Annotated in this window: 15 protein-coding genes; 9 read left to right on the forward strand and 6 right to left on the reverse strand. The window is 40.0% G+C overall.

Annotated features, from left to right (window positions below; translation table 11 throughout):
* Window positions 1-66: 66 nt before the first annotated feature.
* The 6 genes from NIE32_RS01920 (at window position 67) to NIE32_RS01945 (ending at window position 6,045) form a co-directional block, all read left to right on the forward strand.
* Window positions 67-516, forward strand: coding sequence for a VanZ family protein (locus NIE32_RS01920; RefSeq protein WP_253052461.1), 450 nt, complete (start codon window positions 67-69; stop codon window positions 514-516).
* 290 nt (window positions 517-806) lie between these two features.
* Window positions 807-1,538, forward strand: a complete 732-nt coding sequence (locus tag NIE32_RS01925; protein WP_253052463.1) for an ATP-binding cassette domain-containing protein — start codon at window positions 807-809, stop codon at window positions 1,536-1,538.
* An 18-nt stretch (window positions 1,539-1,556) separates the two neighbouring features.
* The gene (locus tag NIE32_RS01930) at window positions 1,557-2,753 is read left to right on the forward strand and encodes a M24 family metallopeptidase (RefSeq protein ID WP_253052465.1); all 1,197 of its coding nucleotides are present in this window, start codon (window positions 1,557-1,559) and stop codon (window positions 2,751-2,753) included.
* A 21-nt stretch (window positions 2,754-2,774) separates the two neighbouring features.
* A complete protein-coding gene (locus NIE32_RS01935; RefSeq protein WP_253052467.1) occupies window positions 2,775-3,791 on the forward strand; it encodes an aliphatic sulfonate ABC transporter substrate-binding protein in 1,017 nt (338 codons plus the stop codon).
* Window positions 3,792-3,957: 166 nt separating this feature from the next.
* On the forward strand, window positions 3,958-4,722 hold the full coding sequence (locus tag NIE32_RS01940; protein WP_253052469.1) for an ABC transporter permease subunit: 765 nt from the start codon (window positions 3,958-3,960) through the stop codon (window positions 4,720-4,722).
* Between the two features lie 249 nt (window positions 4,723-4,971).
* The gene (locus NIE32_RS01945) at window positions 4,972-6,045 is read left to right on the forward strand and encodes a M42 family metallopeptidase (RefSeq protein ID WP_253052471.1); all 1,074 of its coding nucleotides are present in this window, start codon (window positions 4,972-4,974) and stop codon (window positions 6,043-6,045) included.
* 263 nt (window positions 6,046-6,308) lie between these two features.
* On the opposite strand, the gene NIE32_RS01950 is transcribed toward NIE32_RS01945, so the two are convergent.
* The 6 genes from NIE32_RS01950 to NIE32_RS01975 form a co-directional block, all read right to left on the reverse strand.
* Window positions 6,309-7,859 (reverse strand): amidase, encoded by a 1,551-nt coding sequence (locus tag NIE32_RS01950; RefSeq protein ID WP_253052473.1) that lies wholly within the window; start codon window positions 7,857-7,859, stop codon window positions 6,309-6,311.
* An 81-nt stretch (window positions 7,860-7,940) separates the two neighbouring features.
* Window positions 7,941-9,305 (reverse strand): APC family permease, encoded by a 1,365-nt coding sequence (locus NIE32_RS01955; protein ID WP_253052475.1) that lies wholly within the window; start codon window positions 9,303-9,305, stop codon window positions 7,941-7,943.
* A gap of 20 nt (window positions 9,306-9,325) precedes the next feature.
* Complete coding sequence (locus NIE32_RS01960) at window positions 9,326-10,228, reverse strand: acetamidase/formamidase family protein (protein ID WP_253052477.1); 903 nt, start codon at window positions 10,226-10,228, stop codon at window positions 9,326-9,328.
* A 90-nt stretch (window positions 10,229-10,318) separates the two neighbouring features.
* Window positions 10,319-11,692, reverse strand: coding sequence for a hypothetical protein (locus tag NIE32_RS01965; RefSeq protein WP_253052479.1), 1,374 nt, complete (start codon window positions 11,690-11,692; stop codon window positions 10,319-10,321).
* Entirely contained in the window at window positions 11,685-12,398 is a 714-nt protein-coding gene (locus tag NIE32_RS01970) for a response regulator transcription factor (protein WP_253052481.1), read from the reverse strand. Before NIE32_RS01970 ends, NIE32_RS01965 begins: the two co-directional genes overlap by 8 nt.
* A gap of 2 nt (window positions 12,399-12,400) precedes the next feature.
* Window positions 12,401-13,138 carry a sensor histidine kinase gene (locus tag NIE32_RS01975; RefSeq protein WP_253052483.1) on the reverse strand — a complete coding sequence of 246 codons (738 nt, stop codon included), beginning with the start codon at window positions 13,136-13,138 and terminating at the stop codon, window positions 12,401-12,403.
* Between the two features lie 346 nt (window positions 13,139-13,484).
* On the opposite strand from NIE32_RS01975, the gene NIE32_RS01980 reads away from it, so the two are divergent.
* The 3 genes from NIE32_RS01980 (at window position 13,485) to NIE32_RS01990 (ending at window position 18,394) form a co-directional block, all read left to right on the forward strand.
* A complete protein-coding gene (locus tag NIE32_RS01980; RefSeq protein ID WP_253052485.1) occupies window positions 13,485-15,044 on the forward strand; it encodes an SH3 domain-containing protein in 1,560 nt (519 codons plus the stop codon).
* A gap of 638 nt (window positions 15,045-15,682) precedes the next feature.
* Window positions 15,683-17,293, forward strand: a complete 1,611-nt coding sequence (locus NIE32_RS01985) for an ABC transporter substrate-binding protein (RefSeq protein WP_253052487.1) — start codon at window positions 15,683-15,685, stop codon at window positions 17,291-17,293.
* Between the two features lie 141 nt (window positions 17,294-17,434).
* Complete coding sequence (locus NIE32_RS01990) at window positions 17,435-18,394, forward strand: ABC transporter permease (protein WP_253052489.1); 960 nt, start codon at window positions 17,435-17,437, stop codon at window positions 18,392-18,394.
* Window positions 18,395-18,408 lie beyond the last annotated feature (14 nt).

Below are 18,408 nucleotides of genomic sequence, written 5' to 3' on the forward strand. Positions count from 1 at the left end.
TGATTAATCCATGAAAAAGTTACGTTCATTTTCGCTGTGAAAATTCGTTTGTGAGGAGGGGTTCCTATGAAAGAAGTAAAACTCGCACTCATTAATATTTTATTGGCATTTTCTATCCTATTTGTGCTGTATCTGACGATGATACCTCATGCACTCATTCACACAGGGGATGTGAATGGAGCAGTTGTTCAGCGATTCAATTACAATTTAAATCCATTGCTGATCTTCCAAAATTTTAAAACAGACTCACTCTTTTATTTTCTCGTCGATGACCTGGGGAATATTATGTTATTTATTCCTTTTGGACTTTTTCTATCGATGAGGTTTCCAGAGTTTAAGTTCGGACAAATTGGATTTTTTGGTGCACTCTTCTCAGCGACGATTGAATGGGTTCAACTTTTCCTGCCAAATCGAATGACGGATATTGATGATGTCATTCTGAATACAACCGGTGCTCTTGTGGGGTATTTTCTGTATCGTTTCTACGTTGAAGCGGGAGAAGAAGTGGACAACTAATCAGTTGTTTGTTTTCTATTATTCGTAGGTAGTTTCGAGTGCATTTTGTTGACATATTCTAGCTCTGAATTTAGAATTAATTCCATTATATGCAACAACCTAATAAGAGTTGGCAACATAGCTTCTGATGTTTTCTAAGCAACCATAAAGTATGTGCTAAATCGTGAATCCAACAATGTTTAACGATAAGGTATCTGGTACTCTTTGATTCTTGGAAGAGTTTTTTTTGTTGCCTTTATCCCGAGTAAATTTATATGAAAAAGTGATTTTTCATGAAAAGGGAGGACAATATGGTTAATACTTCAAGAAAAGGCATCATCCTTGAATTAAGTCATGTTCAGAAGAAATTTGGAAACCATGAAGTGTTAAAAAACATTGACTTAAAAATTTCTTCGGGGGAGTTTGTCGCCATAGTTGGCAAAAGTGGGTGCGGAAAGAGCACGTTGTTACGTCAAATTGCGGGCTTGGATCAGCCAACAGAAGGATCAGTTAACTATGATTCTACTCGTCTCAAAGGTCTTTCTCCAGACGTACGTATTATGTTCCAAGATTCGCGATTGCTTCCATGGAAGCGCGTCCTGAATAATGTCGGTCTTAATATGAAGAAAGATAATCTTCAGAGTGCGAGAACCGCGTTACAGAGTGTTGGTTTATCAGACAAAGAGACAGATTGGCCAAAATCATTATCTGGTGGCCAACAGCAGCGTGTGGCACTTGCTCGAGCTCTTGTAAGTAAACCTAGACTGCTCCTGTTGGATGAACCCCTTGGCGCACTCGATGCATTGACACGTATTGAGATGCAGAGCCTGATCTCAAGCATTTGGGAAGATGAAAAATTCACAGCCGTTCTCGTCACTCATGATGTCAGCGAAGCGGTCTTTCTCGCTGACCGCATTATCTTGATTGAAGATGGTGCGGTGAAGCTGGATAAGCCGGTGAATCTACCAAGACCAAGGCAGCGGGGGAGCGTAGAATTCGCACAAATCGAGAATGACGTATTAAGTAAAATACTTGCAAAATAAAAAGAGAGATGGAGGAGAATGATGGTTTCCTTAAAAGAACGAAATCAAGTAGAGTTTCAACAGAAGCTACAGGCAAACATGAAGCAGAATCATATTGATGTTCTGTTATTGACCAGTCAGGAAAATATCTTCTATGCGACAGGTTATTCAAGTAAATTTCTGTCTCTTATGAAGCAGCCGGGTGTAGCCTATGCTATTGTTCCAGCTGAGGGCACATGTAAATTAATCATTAATAATTTTGAGAAGCAAACTGCTGATCTGCAGTGCAAGAATATTGATATCATTCAATATGATTCTTGGATTTTTATTGATGATGGAGAAGAAAAGTCAGATAAGAAAACAACACAAATGAACCTGAATCAGTCTTATCAGATCGTTCAAGAACTCATTTCGAAGATCAGTCCTACACCGGTCATTGGCGTAGAGCCTCTTTCACTAACGTGGAAACTGACGGAACAATTGTATTCAGATTACGGTGCGGATCATGTTATTGATGTGACGAATGAATTACTTAAAGTCCGGGTGATTAAGACAGAATGGGAGATTGAGATTCTCAGACACGCAGCAAAGCTTGCTGAGAAGGCAACACAACTCACCGCGCAAGAATTAATACCTGGAATGAATGAATTCGATATGAATGCCATCTATCGCAAACATATTGATGCATTAGATAATCACGCGATTAATACGACGCTTGTGACATCTATTGGTCCTAATTATTCGGCGCCATTCATCTTGAGAGACTATGCATTAAAGGATGGCGACATCGTACGCTTGGACGGCGGCGTTAATTATTATGGGTACCAGTCGGATGTTGCGCGTACATTTGTCATTGGCGCTCATGCAACTGAGGAACAGCAATCGAAGTTTGACGCCTTGTACGAAGGTTTCTCAAAAGGTTTATCATTAGTTAAACCTGGTGTACGTCTGGCCGACCTTTTTGAGACAGTAAATGGAACAATTCAAAAAGTTGGTATTCCGAATTATTTCAGGGGTCACCAGGGGCATTCCATTGGTGTGAGTGCGTTTAGTGAGGAAGCCCCTTTTATTGCGCCTAATCAGGATCTTGTTTTTCAAGAGAACATGGTTTTCTGCTTGGAAGTCCCTTACTACAGTACTAAGGGCGGTTACAATATTGAAGACGAATTTTTAGTTACCAAAGACGGTATTGAACGATTCACGCAAGCGAATGAATCGCTTAATTGGCCATCTTGATCGGATAAAGGGGAGAACATCATGAAAAAATTCAGATTTGTATCGATTGTATCAATACTTATGGCTTTTATTCTTGCGCTTGCCGGATGCGGTGCGCAGGGTCAATCACAATCAAGTAAGAATAACGGGAAACTCACGCACTTATCTATTGGTTATCAGCAAGGTGTTCCATTGTTAACAACAGTGAAGGAACAAGGAAAACTCGCTGAACGCTTGAAGAAAAAGGGTATTTCATTGTCGTGGCATCAATTTAGTTCAACGACAGACATGATGAATGCTGTTGGCGTGTCCAATGGTATTGATTTTGGTGGTGGCGGTGCAACGGCAAACATTTTCGCTCAAGCGTCCGGCAAGAAATTTGTTAAAGTAGCCGCTCAGGATTGGATCAGTCATGGCTCCGCCATTCTTGTGCGTGCAAACTCTTCAATTAAGAGTGTAGCCGATCTAAAAGGGAAGACCGTTGCTGTAACAAAAGGTTCTGCTCAACAATATTTGCTTGTTAGTGCATTGAAGCAAGCAGGAATGAAGTACAGTGATATTAAGCCGCTTTACATTCAACCATCTGAGGCGCTGGCAGCATTTAAGAAAGGTGGCCAATTTGATGCTTGGGCGATTTGGGATCCAATTACGGCTCAAGCTCAAGCGAGCACAAAGACAAGAGTAATCGCTGATAATGGATCAGTATTTGGCAAGGAAGCAGGTTTACAGACGGCGCCGTATTACTTCGCAACTCCGTCTTTAGTGAAGAATCATCCGGACGTTGTCAAGATTATTCTTGATGAACTCTCAAAGGCTGGCAAGTGGGCAAAGAAAAATCCTGAAGCTTCAGCAAAATTATTGTCAAAAGCGTATAACAGTGACTATAAGATCATGCTTACTGAAGAAGAAAGAGCTGGAAGTAGAAAAATTGTACCGATTACTCATGATTTGCTCTCTATGTTCCAAACTCAAGCAAATACCTTCTATGATTTGAAGGTTGTCCCGAAAAAGATTGATGCTTACGACAAAAGTTACAATTGGAATTTCAAAAATAATTAATAAAGATAAAAAGTCTGCGAAAGTGTCCTCGTTGTTTCCTTTCGCAACCATTTCTTAAGAAAGTTATAGACTCATGATCGTCTGTGGATGTTTTAATTCCGCTGCGTTCATGAGTATTTTATCAAATGTGACATTAATGATTGAACAGGAAGATAGGTGACAAATTGTGAACGAAAAGGAACGATCAAGATATCTATTAAAAGTCATTCCTTGGATCATACCGCTACTATTGCTTATTTTCTGGCAGATATTTACTGCTAATGGATTCATTCCATCCAATGTATTTCCGAAGCCTTCAGACGTTATTCAAGCATTTATTGAATTGATGAAGAATGGAGAATTGGAAAGTAATATTGGGATCAGTGCAGGTAGAGCCATTATCGGCTTTCTCATTGGTGGCGGCATAGGCTTCATCTTTGGACTTTTTAATGGCCTATTTAAAGGCTTTTACTGGTTTACAGACTCCTCGATTCAAATGCTCCGTAACATTCCCCATCTTGCGGTATTGCCGCTTGTTATTGTCTGGTTTGGAGTTGGGGAGACAGGAAAGGTGTTCCTCGTAGCACTAGGGGTATTGTTTCCTATTTACATTAACACGCTACACGGTATCCGCTCCGTGGATCCAAAATTGATCGAAATGGGCAGGGTCTATGGATTGAATCGTTTTGCTCTTTTTACGAACATTATTCTTCCTGGGGCGCTATCATCTATTTTTGTAGGCATTCGCTATGCACTTGGTGTGATGTGGCTGACACTTATTGTTGCCGAGACTGTTGCGACCAATTCTGGTATCGGCTATATGGCTATGAATGCGCGTGACTTTATGCAAATGAACATTATTGTACTGAGCATTATTATTTATGCACTGCTTGGAAAAATATCGGATCTCATTGCAAAGTTGTTGGAGCAGCTCTTTTTAAAATGGGAATAACACTAGGTATATAATCGGGTGCACTGTCCATGGGACGGCATCCGGTTTTTTTATACCATACAAAATTATTAAATCTTAAAAGATTAGCGAAATTTAGCATAAGCGCGACGGTGTCTTCGAGAGACATAGCGAAGCCATAGATTGTACAGGATAGTCTTTCTAAATAATAAGTGAGAAGGGTTGAACAGAACTATTAATAAGACTTGTCTCAATGCAGTACAATGAATGATAGTAGAGGAGGGAAGACAAATGGACAAGCAAAAGTCTTTAGACTTAATAGAAAAACTATCAAATGCGTATGGTGTCTCGGGATTTGAGGACGAAGTTGTACATATATTTTCAGAAGCGGTACAGGGCTTAGGTAAAGTTACTGAAGATACTATGCGTAATGTGTATGTGGAGCGAAAGGGGAATAGTGGTCATCGGCCGGTCGTTCAGTTGGACGCTCATAGTGATGAAGTTGGATTCATGGTGCAGGCGATCAAACCGAATGGGACGCTTCGTTTTGTAACGGTTGGTGGTTGGGCTGCTGTGAACATTCCAGCACATAAGGTACGCGTCCGCAATCGGGATGGGAGCTATCTCCCCGCAGTAATCACGAGTACACCGCCACACTTTATGACTGCGGAGCAGCGCAAAAGTGTGCCACAGATTTCCGAAATGGCTATTGATGTTGGTGCGACATCAGCTGAAGAAGTGAGAAATGATTTCAAAATTGATATCGGTGCTCCAGTGGTTCCAGATGTGGTTTTTGACTATTTGGAAGACAAGGGTTTACTCTTAGGTAAGGCGTTTGACAATCGTATTGGTACAGCATGTATGGTAGACATCTTGAATGAATTGAAGGATCAGGAACTTCATGTTGATCTCGTTGCTTCGCTATCTGCTCAGGAAGAAGTCGGAGACCGAGGGGCACAGGTTACGGTACGGAAAATTCAACCGGATCTTTCGATTGTTCTTGAGGGACCGCCGGCGGATGATACGTTCACACCGGATTATTTGATTCAGACTGGGATGAGGAGAGGACCGATGCTGCGTGATCTTGATACATCGATCATTGTCAATCCAAGGTTTCAGAAATACTGTTTGGACAAGGCTGGTGCGCATGAAATCAAAGTGCAACGGGCAGTGCGAACAGGTGGCGGAAATGATGGTGCGGTGATTAACCTCTATCAGGGTGCACCAACCGTGGTGATTGGCATTCCGGTTCGTTACGCGCATACCCCATACTGTTATGTAGCTTTTGAAGATTATGTTTCGACACTCAAACTCGTGACTGAGATTCTAAAATCTTTGGATGCAGATGTGATTGGCGGGTTTTGAAGCTTTACCGACCATTTCATTGTTCGACGGCAGCCAATTTGGTTTCGATCACGAATCATCTAGTCGTTGCCGATCATCCATTGGGTCTTCATCGCGGATTATCCAGCCGTTGCAACGTTTTATTCGGCCGTTGATGTAGTTATCCCGAGCTTGAGCACGAATACTCCGGTTAATCAGATAATAGAAGATAAAACAAAAAGATCCTGAGTCGACATTATTTTTGTCCGTTCAGGATCTTTTTTCACTAGTTATTAAACTATATTTCATGAATGCTTCGATTGAGCGTTAAGTCCGACCGGTTGTTCATAAATGCCGTGTGTCATTGTTTCGAAAGCGTGAGCAGCACGTAAGATCGTTTCTTCTTCACCAACTCTTCCAATTAACATCATCCCAATTGGAAGTCCGTTTGTTGCTCCGCAGGGGACGTTTAATGCCGGATGCCCGGTGAGATCAAAAACACCTGTGTTCGTGTCGACGCCAAAAGATAGATCAATGATTTCTTTAAGATCCGCATCAAAATCAGGAAGCTTTGTTGCTTTGTATGGTACTGTCGGCATGATCAGTACATCAAACTTCTGGAATGCTTTATCGTATTCCTTTTTCAATTGACGAGCGAGATTCTGGGCTTTGGCATAGTATCGGCCGTGATATGCTTGTTGCATATATTCCCCGGTTAATATCGTTATTTTTGCCGCAGCTGAAAGATCATCTGCACGCGCAATCATTCCGCTCGAAAAAGCATCAAGCAACTGTGTCTGGTGGTATCCGCGCCAACTTGTCCCAAGTGCATTGCCTCTGAACATTTGCACAGTAGATCCCTCAGTATTAATAATATTAGACAGATGGATGCCTTCACGATGCATGGGGATGGAGACGGATTCTACCGTTGCTCCGCATTGCTGAAAGGATTCAGCTGCCTCTCTGACTGTGAGATCTACATCCATTTCAGAAATCTGCCATCTGAATCCTTCTTCAACAACACCAATGCGTAACCCCTTGGTATCACCGGTCAAGTATTGTGAATAGTTCTTCGATTGAAGATCATACTGGCGAGGGTCAAGTCCGTCGGGCCCTGCAATCACCTCAAGAAGCAGAGCAATGTCTTCAACAGTCCGCGCCATTGGTCCTACATGGTCTAAGGTGACATCGACGGGAAAAATTCCCGTGAATGGAACGAGACCCCAAGAGGGTTTTAAGCCAAGAATGCCGCACCAAGAGCTTGGCATACGAATCGAACCGGTTTGATCACATCCGATAGCCATATCAACGTCACCGCTCGCAACTAAAGCAGCACTTCCGCTTGATGAACCTCCGGCAGAATAAGCGGTGTTGTGCGGATTAAGTACAGGTCCAGTGTCTGAAGTAAAACTACTGCAATCGCAGCAAAGACTCTCGCAAACAGCTTTTCCTTTTATTTTTCCTCCCTCATCAAGAATTCTGGAGACGATGGTTGCATCGATTTGGGGGATAAATCCTTCCAGCACCTTGGTTCCATTCATCATCGGCACTCCGGCTACGCTGATATTGTCTTTTAACGCGATCCGTTTGCCGGATAATTTTCCGGTTTCAGCATGATCAATTTCAGTTTTCCAATACCATGCGTTGAGTGGGTTTTCCTCTTTGGTTGGGCGATGTCCAGGCGTGCGTTTATAGTTAACTGGAAGATCTGGTTCAACCATATGATCTACATGCATGTAGGACTCCAAGAAACTTTCATTAATCATTTCTTGATAGGCTTTGAGTTCCTCATCATCCATAGATAGGTGATACATTGTGGTAATCTTTTTCAACGAATCAAGATCAGGCTTTCGCATATGCAGAACCTCCTCGGCATTATTTTCTAATTAAAAAACACAAACCGGGCGACTTGTCCGATTTGTGTTCGGGTTAATAATTTAGGATAAGTCATCGGAAATCTTGGTATCTTTACCGAAGATTTTTAAAAAGATTAAATAGATAATGCCGATGGCTAACCACGAAAAGCCCAGTGTTTTGGCAAGTGAATCCAGATTCCACCAAACAAATCCGATAATGAGAAATCCGATCAGCGGCATGACGAGATATCTGAAATACTGTTTGCTTTTCTTCTTTCTTAAGTAAAAGTTCATCACTGCAAGATGCAAAATCAGAAATGAGGTCAGCGCCCCAAAATTGACAACAGATGCTAACTTTCCAATCTGTGAAGAAAAAATTGTTGTCACAACAAGTGAGACAATCGCAACAAGTAGTGTGCTGATGTAAGGAGTCTTATACTTTGGATGAACTTTCGCAAGAATATGCGGCAGTTTACGATCACGCGCCATACTGTAGAGAATACGGGAGATTGCAGTCTGTGCAACCAACGCATCGGCAATACCCCATGATACTGCGGTCGCCACAATGGTCATGACCTTGAGCCAATTACCGCCTGCGATACCCGCTACTTGATAAAATGCAGTGTCCGGATTTTTAAACGCATTGTAATTCGGAAACACCAGCGCAGCAACCCAAGTCTGGATAATAAAGAGCACACCAACGATTATGAGTGAAAAAATCGTTGCACGGCCAACTGCTTTCCTTCCCCCCTTAGATTCCTCGGATAACGTAGAGATGGCATCAAAGCCGAGAAAGCTAAGGACGGCAATGGAAACAGCACCCATGACGGTCGGTAATGAAAATTGGCTGGAATTATACAACGGTTTGATGGTAAATGTTGCTCCATTTACGTGTTCAACAATTGCCGTTATACCTGCAAAAAGAAAAATGGTTAAAACAATGAACTCCAGAATAAGGATGATCTTATTTGTTTTCGCTGTGAACGCAATACCACGAATGTTAATGACTGTGTTAAAACCAATGAAAATAATGAGCCAAACCAAGACGGGAATTTGCGGGACAATATCAGCAAGTGCCACGGCACTAACTAAATAGAGTAGAGCAGGAATGAATATATAGTCTAAGAGAATGAGCCATCCTGCAATGAAGCCGACATTATCGTTAATCCCTCTTTGTGCATAGGAATAGACCGACCCGGCAATTGGTATTGCTGAAGACATCTTAGAATAACTTAAGGCTGTAAACAGCATTCCGATCATACCAATTGCATACGCAAGAGCGACCATCCCGTGGGATCCAATGGCGATCTGGCCGTAAATACCGAAAGGTGCAATCGGGACCATAAAGATCAATCCATAGATAAGCAAATCGCCAAAAGATAACGCGCGATTTAGTTCTTGTTTATAGCCAAATTCTTGTTTTCCAGTAATATTGGATTCAGTCATGATTTATTCTCACCTCAGATTTAGATTGATTGAATGTCATAGGCATTAAGAAACCATCTAGGAACAAGGAAGCGTGCCGTTAACTTTGGATCAACAATTTGGGAAATCTGAGCATTGCCGATCGCACTCATCAACATGGTTAGATCTCCAAGGCTTAAATCCGTACGCGGAGATAGAAAATCAATCATTTCTTCAACACTTACTTTCGCAGCTTCGTCCAATGTGTCCTTTGACACAATCATTGCGATGCCCGCATTGTTCGAAATCATTGGATAATGAATGGACAGGTCGTCCCTTATTTCGAAATGAACCGTCGCTGATCCGGAAATTTCCACACCAGAAACGCCAATTTCTCCATCACCCATCGCCGCGTGCATGTCGCCTAAACCAAAGAGTGCACCTGGATGAAAAATAGGAAAATAAAGAGTGGTCCCCTCTGTGATTAGCGTGGTATCCATATTTCCACCATGTTCGCCAGGTGTGCCACAGTTCACTGCACCTTCCTTAGGCGCGACGCCAATGACCCCAATCATTTTATTGAAAGGAATTTTTATCTTGTCATTAAAGAGTACATGTTCTTCCTCAATGGGAGCGATCTTGAATTGGAGCCCATCGAGTCTGTGGCCCATCGTACCCAAATCTTTTCCAGTCGACAAGACACCTTTACTTTTTACATCAATTTTGTCAATGTGGACGGCCAATGTTTTTCCTGGTGTGGCCCCATTAATAAAAATCGGACCTGTAGCAGGATTGATTCTGTTCCAATCAATTGCGCCAAAATCTGTATCTTCCGAGATAATTTGATCCTCAAAGCAGTCATACGTTTCAATTGTCACTGGCTCTCCCGGATCGACACTGGCCACAGGACTATTATCCTTACTGAACGCATAAATTGGTGTTCCTTTTTTAATGGTTGTCACCATCGATGCACCCCCTAATCGTTGTTGTTTCTAGTATAAAATGATGGGTGCTTGCAATTTTATAAAAAAATGTTCAATTTTTATAATAATCTATTATTTATGTAAGAACTTCTGACATAAAAGTAGAAATAATTGAAGGCTAAGGCTGACGGAGAAACTCCAAAACAAATCTGCAAGAAGGGAAGAAGGCTGCGTAAATAGGCACAATCCTGTCAAAAATCCAATGGTCAAAGGAAGTAGCCTCAATACAGTAATCTTCTGTTTGGAGAGCATGATCAAAGAATACGTGGGAATCGAGACAATACAGAGCAATGAAAAAAGTTTAATGCATGTGAAAAGGAACGTATGCGTGGGTCGCAGAACAATGAACAGGAGTAAAAGCAATCCACAAGAGGTGAGATAAATGCCTCTGAACAATTTAGGATTCTCTTTTTGTTCTGTATGCAGAGCTAATACACATGCATCGATGATTGATTTTAGACTTACAAAAGCACTCATCAGACCTATGGAGAGAAGTGCCATGATTAATAAGTAAGCAAAAAAAGGAGCATGGTGTGACAACGTATGAAGCATTTGATTTACAGAGGACGTATGGTCGGGTTGAGAACTGAGTACAAAGACAACAATCATCATCAAGGTCATAAGGAGACTTGTAAAACAAAAGGAGGTACAACTATAAATGGTCTTGATTCTATTTTCTTTCATGGAGAAATTAATATGCCAGAGTGATAAATTGGTCAGGAGATAGCCAACGTAAACAAAGAGGATTGCCAAGAACCAAAGACTAACATGGCTTACTTTGGGAAAAGTGATCGTGCTCACTGGCGACTGCATCCTCATCCAGTTGTTATAGATTGAATAAATGCCATTCGTGAGATAGGTATAGAGCAGTAAGCAGATTAAGACGAAAAAGGAGAAGATCATCATTACTCTGCTCACCCTGACAAGCACCGACAGGCCACCGGCAATTGCATAAACATAGGCTAGAAAGAGTAACGAAATAAAGATTACTCCTCTAGATACTTGAAATAAGTAAGAGATTGAAAGCGTCATCCACGTTATTTCAGCGAAAAATGCAAAAAAAGCAATGCTCGCCATGATAAACAGGATGCCATAAAAGGCGATTCGGCTGCTCTTTGCCTTAAAATAAGTCAGTGGGGTTTGATTCGGATTATTCAGATGCGTCGAGATTGCAGAATGAATCCACTTTTCATAGAGAACAGTAATAGGGAAAAGGATTGTGCAGAGTAGTACACCCAAAGTCAAATTGTGACGGGAAATAAATTGAAAAGCAATGAGAATCATGAACCCCTTAACTAAATGAGCGAGCAATAGTGGCGCACTTTCACTAAGACCCAATTTTGATGTGCTTTGTACATATTCAGAAATCGATTTGACTTTATTAAGATAGGGAAGAACAAAAATTAAAAGAAATAGAAAAGGGACAAATAGGTTAATCTCATTCATCTTGGGCCTCAAACTGTTCATTCTTGTATTGTGTTGGTGTCTTATTTTCATGTTTTTTAAAAGAATTAGTAAAGTAATTCTGACTTGAGAATCCAACCATGTCGGAGATGTATTGAAAGGAGTACTCCGGATGATTGGTCATTAATTGCTTTGCTTTATTAATTCTGATTTTAGACAAATAGTCATTATATGAGAGATGCAGCTCATCATTAAATTTCTTGCTCAGGTAATTCGGCGATACATGAATAAAGTCAGCAACATCCTGTAGATGCACATTGTGATCATAATGTTTATGCAAATAGTTCAGTGCTTTTCGTAGTGAAGGTGTTACCGAATGACTATTAATTTGTTCTTCGTAAAGATCGAGCAGTTCGTAAAGTTCTTCTTGAATAATGGGTTTTACGATGTAATCCATAACATTTAATTTAATCGCTCGCTTGGCATAGTCAAAATTTTGGTAGGCGGTGACAATGATGATCTTGACGTGTTTATGGATCGTCTTCAGATGTTCCGCAAGATCCAGGCCTGATTCACCACGAAGATGTATATCGATCAAAGCTAATCCAATCGCGTTTTCTTCAGCAATCTTCAATGCATCTTTTCGATCTTCTGCCATAATGAGATGCCAATGAGGGTATCGCGAATAGATTAATTGGCTGAGTTGTTCGAGTTCCAAATATTCATCATCTACGATCAATACGTTCATGTTTAATCCTCCACAATCATATATGGCCAAATCACTCTTGCTACGGTTTCCTCATCTTTAATTCGGGTTATGCTCACTTCCGTAAATAAATCGAAAATGAGATTCAATCGTTTTCGGATATTTTCCAGCCCAATCCCATGTTCCGCTTGAAGATCCAACTGCTTGTCTCCATTATCGATCACGCGCAGTTCCACCCAGTTTCCGATCCGTTGAAGAATGATTGTCAGTTTCATGACGCCCTCTTTTTCTTCGAGAGCGTGTTTGAACGCATTCTCAACCAGAATTTGCAACGTATAGGGTGGGATGCCTGTTGTCAGTTCAGATTGCTCCACTTGTACAGAGATTTGAAGTTTTTTCCCAAACCTCAGTTTTTGAATATAGAAGTAGTTTTTGACTTGATCTAGTTCCTCATGGAATGGAATAAGGTCCTTTTTATCTGTATATTTGTAGCGCAAATATTTTGAAAAGCTTTCAATGCTTTCTACCAATATATTTTTTCTATCTAAACGGGCAAGCGATAAAATGACATTCAATGTATTGAACATAAAGTGCGGTTGTATTTGCCTGCTCAGCTGCAATAATTCACTTTCCTGAAGCTTATTTTGCAAATGTGCCTTTGTATTCTCTAATTCAAGAAAATTAATTTCCTTCTCAATCACCGGTGATGAGAGGAGGAAGAAAAGGGAGAGAATACTCACCAATACACTTGTAAAAACCAAGCCTTCAAAAAGATAGAACATATTTAATCCCTCATTTTAATCGTAAATCTCAATCTGGTCTTGCTGCGTATTTTGAGCCTTTCTTCGAGCAATTCTCAGAAAATACTTTTACTTATCATAACATTTAATAATTTTAGAGTTAAGAAAACTGATTTATGAGCGATGTGGATTGATATCAATTAGGGAGTAATGATCAGTAATATTTTTGTAAATTATTCGTTGGGATTTCTTAACATTTAATGAGCGCATTGACCTACATACACGCTACTTGTAAAATGTTATTTTAATAGAGTACATAGTACATATTTTCAGATAATAGACTTGAGCCACTATATGAGGTCTCAACGATTCAAAGGGAGAGTGAAAAGTGAAGCTACATGTAAGACAGTTCATTACCGGTTTTGTGGTTTTAGCATTGATTGCGCTTTCGTTGAATGTCACGACCGGTACCGCACACGCAAGTTCTTCGTACAGTTCCTACGTCACTTCTTACACATTGAAAGTCCGCAGTAAGGCAAGCACTCATTATCGTCTATTACGCACATTGAATATGGGGAATAAAGTTACGGTGACCAGTAGATATGGTAAATATTCCCGAATTAAGTATGGCAGTACAACAGGTTATGTTCAGACTCAGCACCTGAGCCGGAGCAAGTATAAATCCTTCAGCGCTTACGTTACTTCTTACACGCTGAAGGTACGAACCCGTGCAAGTGTGCATTACACAACAAAACGTGTACTGGGCATGGGAAACAAAGTTACGGTACTTGGTAAAGGTCATAAATATGCACTTGTCAGCTATGGTGGAACGACAGGATATGTTCAAAATATCCATTTAAATCCGCAGCCATTTCAATCAATGGATGCTTATGTGACCTCTTATACATTGAAAGTGCGTAGTCAAGCAAGTACTCATTATTCAGTGAAACGCACATTGAACATGGGTGACAAAGTATCTGTTATCGGTAAAGGGAATAAATATGCACTTGTGAATTATGGTGGCACCATTGGTTACGTCCAAAACATTCATTTGAATTCGCAGCCGTTCCAGGCATACACTGCTTATGTGACCTCAAATACTTTGAGAATTCGTGATCATGCCAGCGTGGATTACAGCACTAAGTTGGTTATGAGTATGGGTAATCGTGTAACAGTAACAGGTAAAGGTAATAAATATGCACAGGTGAAATTTGGTAATGTTACAGGCTATGTTCAGGCTCAATATTTAAATATTACGCAGCCGGCATCTTACGGTAGCCAGCCGACTGATCCGCCTCAAACGAGCGGTTCTCAGTTTGGATTAGACATTTCCCATTATCAGAATGATGCTGGAGATGGCCAAATTAATTTTGGTGCAATCAAGCAAGATGGAAACAGTTTCATTATTGCCAAAGCTTCTGAAGGTGGCAGTACGGATGGTACGTTTGTTGGCAATGCTGTAGCGGCAAACAAGGCGGGGCTTTCCGTCGATGCCTATCATTTCTTCCGCGCATCAAATGTATCAGGTGCTCAGAATGAAGCAAATGTCTTCTCAAATCAGATTCGTGCGGCAAATGCACAAGGCGCTCAGGTTCACTATCTGTTTATCGATGTGGAAACCACAAACGGTGTGGACAAAGATACACTGACGAATAATGTACTTGCCTTTATTAAACAAATGAGGACGAACGGTTTCAATCAGTTGGGTATCTATTCGAATCTCTATTTCTTTAATAACAATATCAATCTACCTGCGATTTCTAGGGCACAGCCTGCGCAACCGAAATTCTTAATCTGGCTTTCGCGTTATCGCGGTCAAGAAACGAATCAAGGTCCGGGTGCAAACTTTAATGTCGATATTTGGCAATATACGAGCAGCGGTACATCAAGCGGAGTCGTTGGTGCAGTCGACAAGAACATTTGGTATTACACGGTTAATGGGTTGTAAGATTCATAGAATATAAAATACTATTCCGAGATCTTCAAAAAAATAAATGTGTGGAGAGATGAGTTTCATCTTTTCTCTCCACACATCCATGCCAACATTACAAAAAACGAGAGGACTTAATTTTCCTCTCGTTTTTATATACCATGATTGAAATTTTTGAACAAGATTTTTTGTGCTTATCGATCATCACTGTGATAAATTTTCAAATGTGTCGTTACATTGTCTAGTTCAAGTTCACAATTGCCGATTGTTTCATAACAATGACTCATTAGTAAAGCGTTGTTTCTTGATCCATGATGATTCTCATTGTGAGGACATAAGTGATATTCTCACTAGAGAGTACCAGATGATTCAATAGGTGGAGGTAGTGAAAACGCAAAAAAAAGTTTGTTATAAATTCTGACAATAGTATTGAAAAAGGATTTCTCAGGAGTAGTATTGATTTCGAAGAAAAATTTTTCGTTTATTGGTCAGACCATAGTAACAGCATAACTGTCAGTATTGATTATCTATTTTGATAAAAAGGTGGTGATTATTCACAAATTAAAATCTGAAAATAATGTTATTTGAGATAATTCTGGGTAATATGGTTGGAATTTTTATTTTTACATATTTCATGAAAAAAGGTGAGATGCAAAATGCCAATTAAACGGTTAGCTGTTATTTTACTTGCAATGCTCCTTGTATTATCTGGTTGTGGTGGAGGGGTCGCCGGTGGTAAGCATATCTCGAAGAACGGTGGAACGCTGATCATTGGAATAGAATCAGAAGCAGATACTCTAGACCCATCTTCTGCTAGTGGATGGGTAACGATGAGAATAAATAATCAAATCTATGAACCATTGATTGGTGAGGATTTAAGTAAGTCTTCCAAAGAAGCTCCTGTTCCAAAACTTATTCCTATTTTGGCAACGAGTTACAGCAAGTCTGATGATGGAAAAACGTACACTTTTAATCTCAGAAAAAATGTAAAATTTCAGGATGGTACGCCATTTAACGCACAAGCAGTTGCTTTTAATTTGAAGAGACTAACAGATCCAAAGTTTAAATATTACTACAAGCTTGGAGCAGCACGAACATTCCGAGCATTGCAATACAATAAAGGGTACAAAATAATAAACGATTATAAAATTCAGATCATATTGTCCAAGCCTTTTGCAGATTTTCCTCGAATGCTAGGCGAAATTAACTCGCTTCAGATTGTCAGTCCTGCAGCAGTTAAAAAATATGGCAATGAACAATTGGGTAATCACCCAGTGGGGACAGGACCATTTAAATTTAAAAGTCGTCAGCGTGGATCAAATATTACATTGGTTAAGAACAAAGATTATTGGGGAAAGAAAGCATATCTTGATAAAGTCATTTTTAGACCAATGTCTAATTCATCAAGTAGGGTATTAGCATTGCAAAATAATTCAGTAGATATGATTGCTGTGCCGCCTGCGGATGCACTTGCAAAATTGAAACAGCAAAAGTTTAAGATCTTGAGTGGTACACCACCACATGTTTGGTATCTAACATTTAACATGGATAATCCGATTATGAAAAATGTTAAAGTACGCCAAGCAATCAATTATGCGATTGATCGAAAACAAATAGCCAATAACTTACTTAAGGGTTCTGTTAAACCCGCATATACGATTCAAAGTCCGGCAAATCTCGCTTTTGATCCTTCAAAAAAGTGGTATTCCTATGACCCGGCAAAGGCGAAACAATTGTTGAAACAGGCCGGATATCCAAACGGGTTCTCAACGACATTGCAAACTTCAGTTGACGGATCAGGTCAGCTTATGCCGACAGCAATTGCGCAATGGATACAACGTGACTTGAAAAAAGTGGGCATCAATCTAAAAATCAGCACAACTGAATGGATTGCCTATGTTGCTCAATATAATATGGGGATGCCAAAGAGTGTAGGGATGAATCAGATGTCTTCAGGACGTACAACGCCATACTTCTTATCGATGATCGCTAATTCAAAATTCATGGCACCAGGTGGATATAATTCCGGTCGATACCATGATCCGAAACTTGATAAAGTTCTTGACGATGCAACGACTGCAGTTAGTCAGAAAAAGTCACTTGCGTTATGGAAAAAAGCTGAAAATATGATGATGACAAACCCAGGATGGGCACCTATTGTTAACGATTCCGCACCGTATGTACTGAGCACGAACGTTCATGGGTTTGTAATACCTGCTGAGGAATGGTACTCACTTGCAAAAGTTTGGGTTGAAAATAAAAATTAATCACTGATTATTAGGTGATAAAAATTAGAAGTTTGATTTCAATAATCTCGTCATTTTCTAAATTTATTTAAGATAAATGACGGGAAAATTTTTATCATCGCTACATGATTGATCATTAAGAAAGTATGTGAGGTGATTACTTTGTACAAATATATCATTTCTAGATTATTATATGTGATACCGGTTTTGATTGGAGTAACTATTCTTGTTTTCTTAATGATACATCTAATTCCTGGCGATCCAGCTCAAACAATTCTTGGTGGAGAAGCAACAAAAAGTGCATTAGCAAAATTACGGAGTCAGATGGGCCTTGATCAACCATTGATTATTCAATATTTTGATTGGCTGAAGAAAATAATAACAGGAAATCTAGGTTTCTCCTATACCTTACACATGAATATTGCAAGTGAATTATTACCAAAATTTTGGAACAGCATAATCTTAACTCTTGCAAGTTTAGTCATTGCTATTATTTTAGGTGTTGGTTCAGGAGTGCTTAGTGCAATATACAAAGGAAGTATTTTTGATAAAGTTTTTATGGCAATTTCATCGATCGGTGCCAGTATACCTGTTTTTTGGATTGCGCTCATGCTGATGTGGCTTCTTGCTTTACAATATCCTATCTTCCCTATAAACGGTATGGTCAATATGAGAGGAAACGGAGGCCCATTGGATCTTTTATATCACTTAGTTCTTCCAGCATTTGCTACTTCACTTGTATCTGTTGCGGTTATTGCTCAATTAACGCGAAATGCTGTTCTTGATGAGATTAAGAAAGACTATGTCTCCTTTTTTAAATCTTTTAATTTATCAAAAGTACACATCAATATTTTCCATGTGTTAAGAAATGCCCTACCGCCAATTATTAATATAATTGGCCTGCAGGTAGGTTATATCATTGGGGGTGCATTATTTAGTGAAATTGTTTTTTCATGGCCGGGTGTTGGGCAGGCAATGTATACAGCAATTTCATCTAAGGATTATCCAATGATTCAAGCGGGTATTTTGTTAATCGCTTGTGGATTTGTTTTTGTTAATTTAATCGTAGACATCATAAATATTATGATTAACCCGAAATTGCACGAATCAGTGAGCAAATAAAACAAGCTGAAAGG

It is taken from the genome of Sporolactobacillus kofuensis, assembly GCF_024125425.1.
Lineage (GTDB): Bacteria > Bacillota > Bacilli > Bacillales > Sporolactobacillaceae > Sporolactobacillus > Sporolactobacillus kofuensis.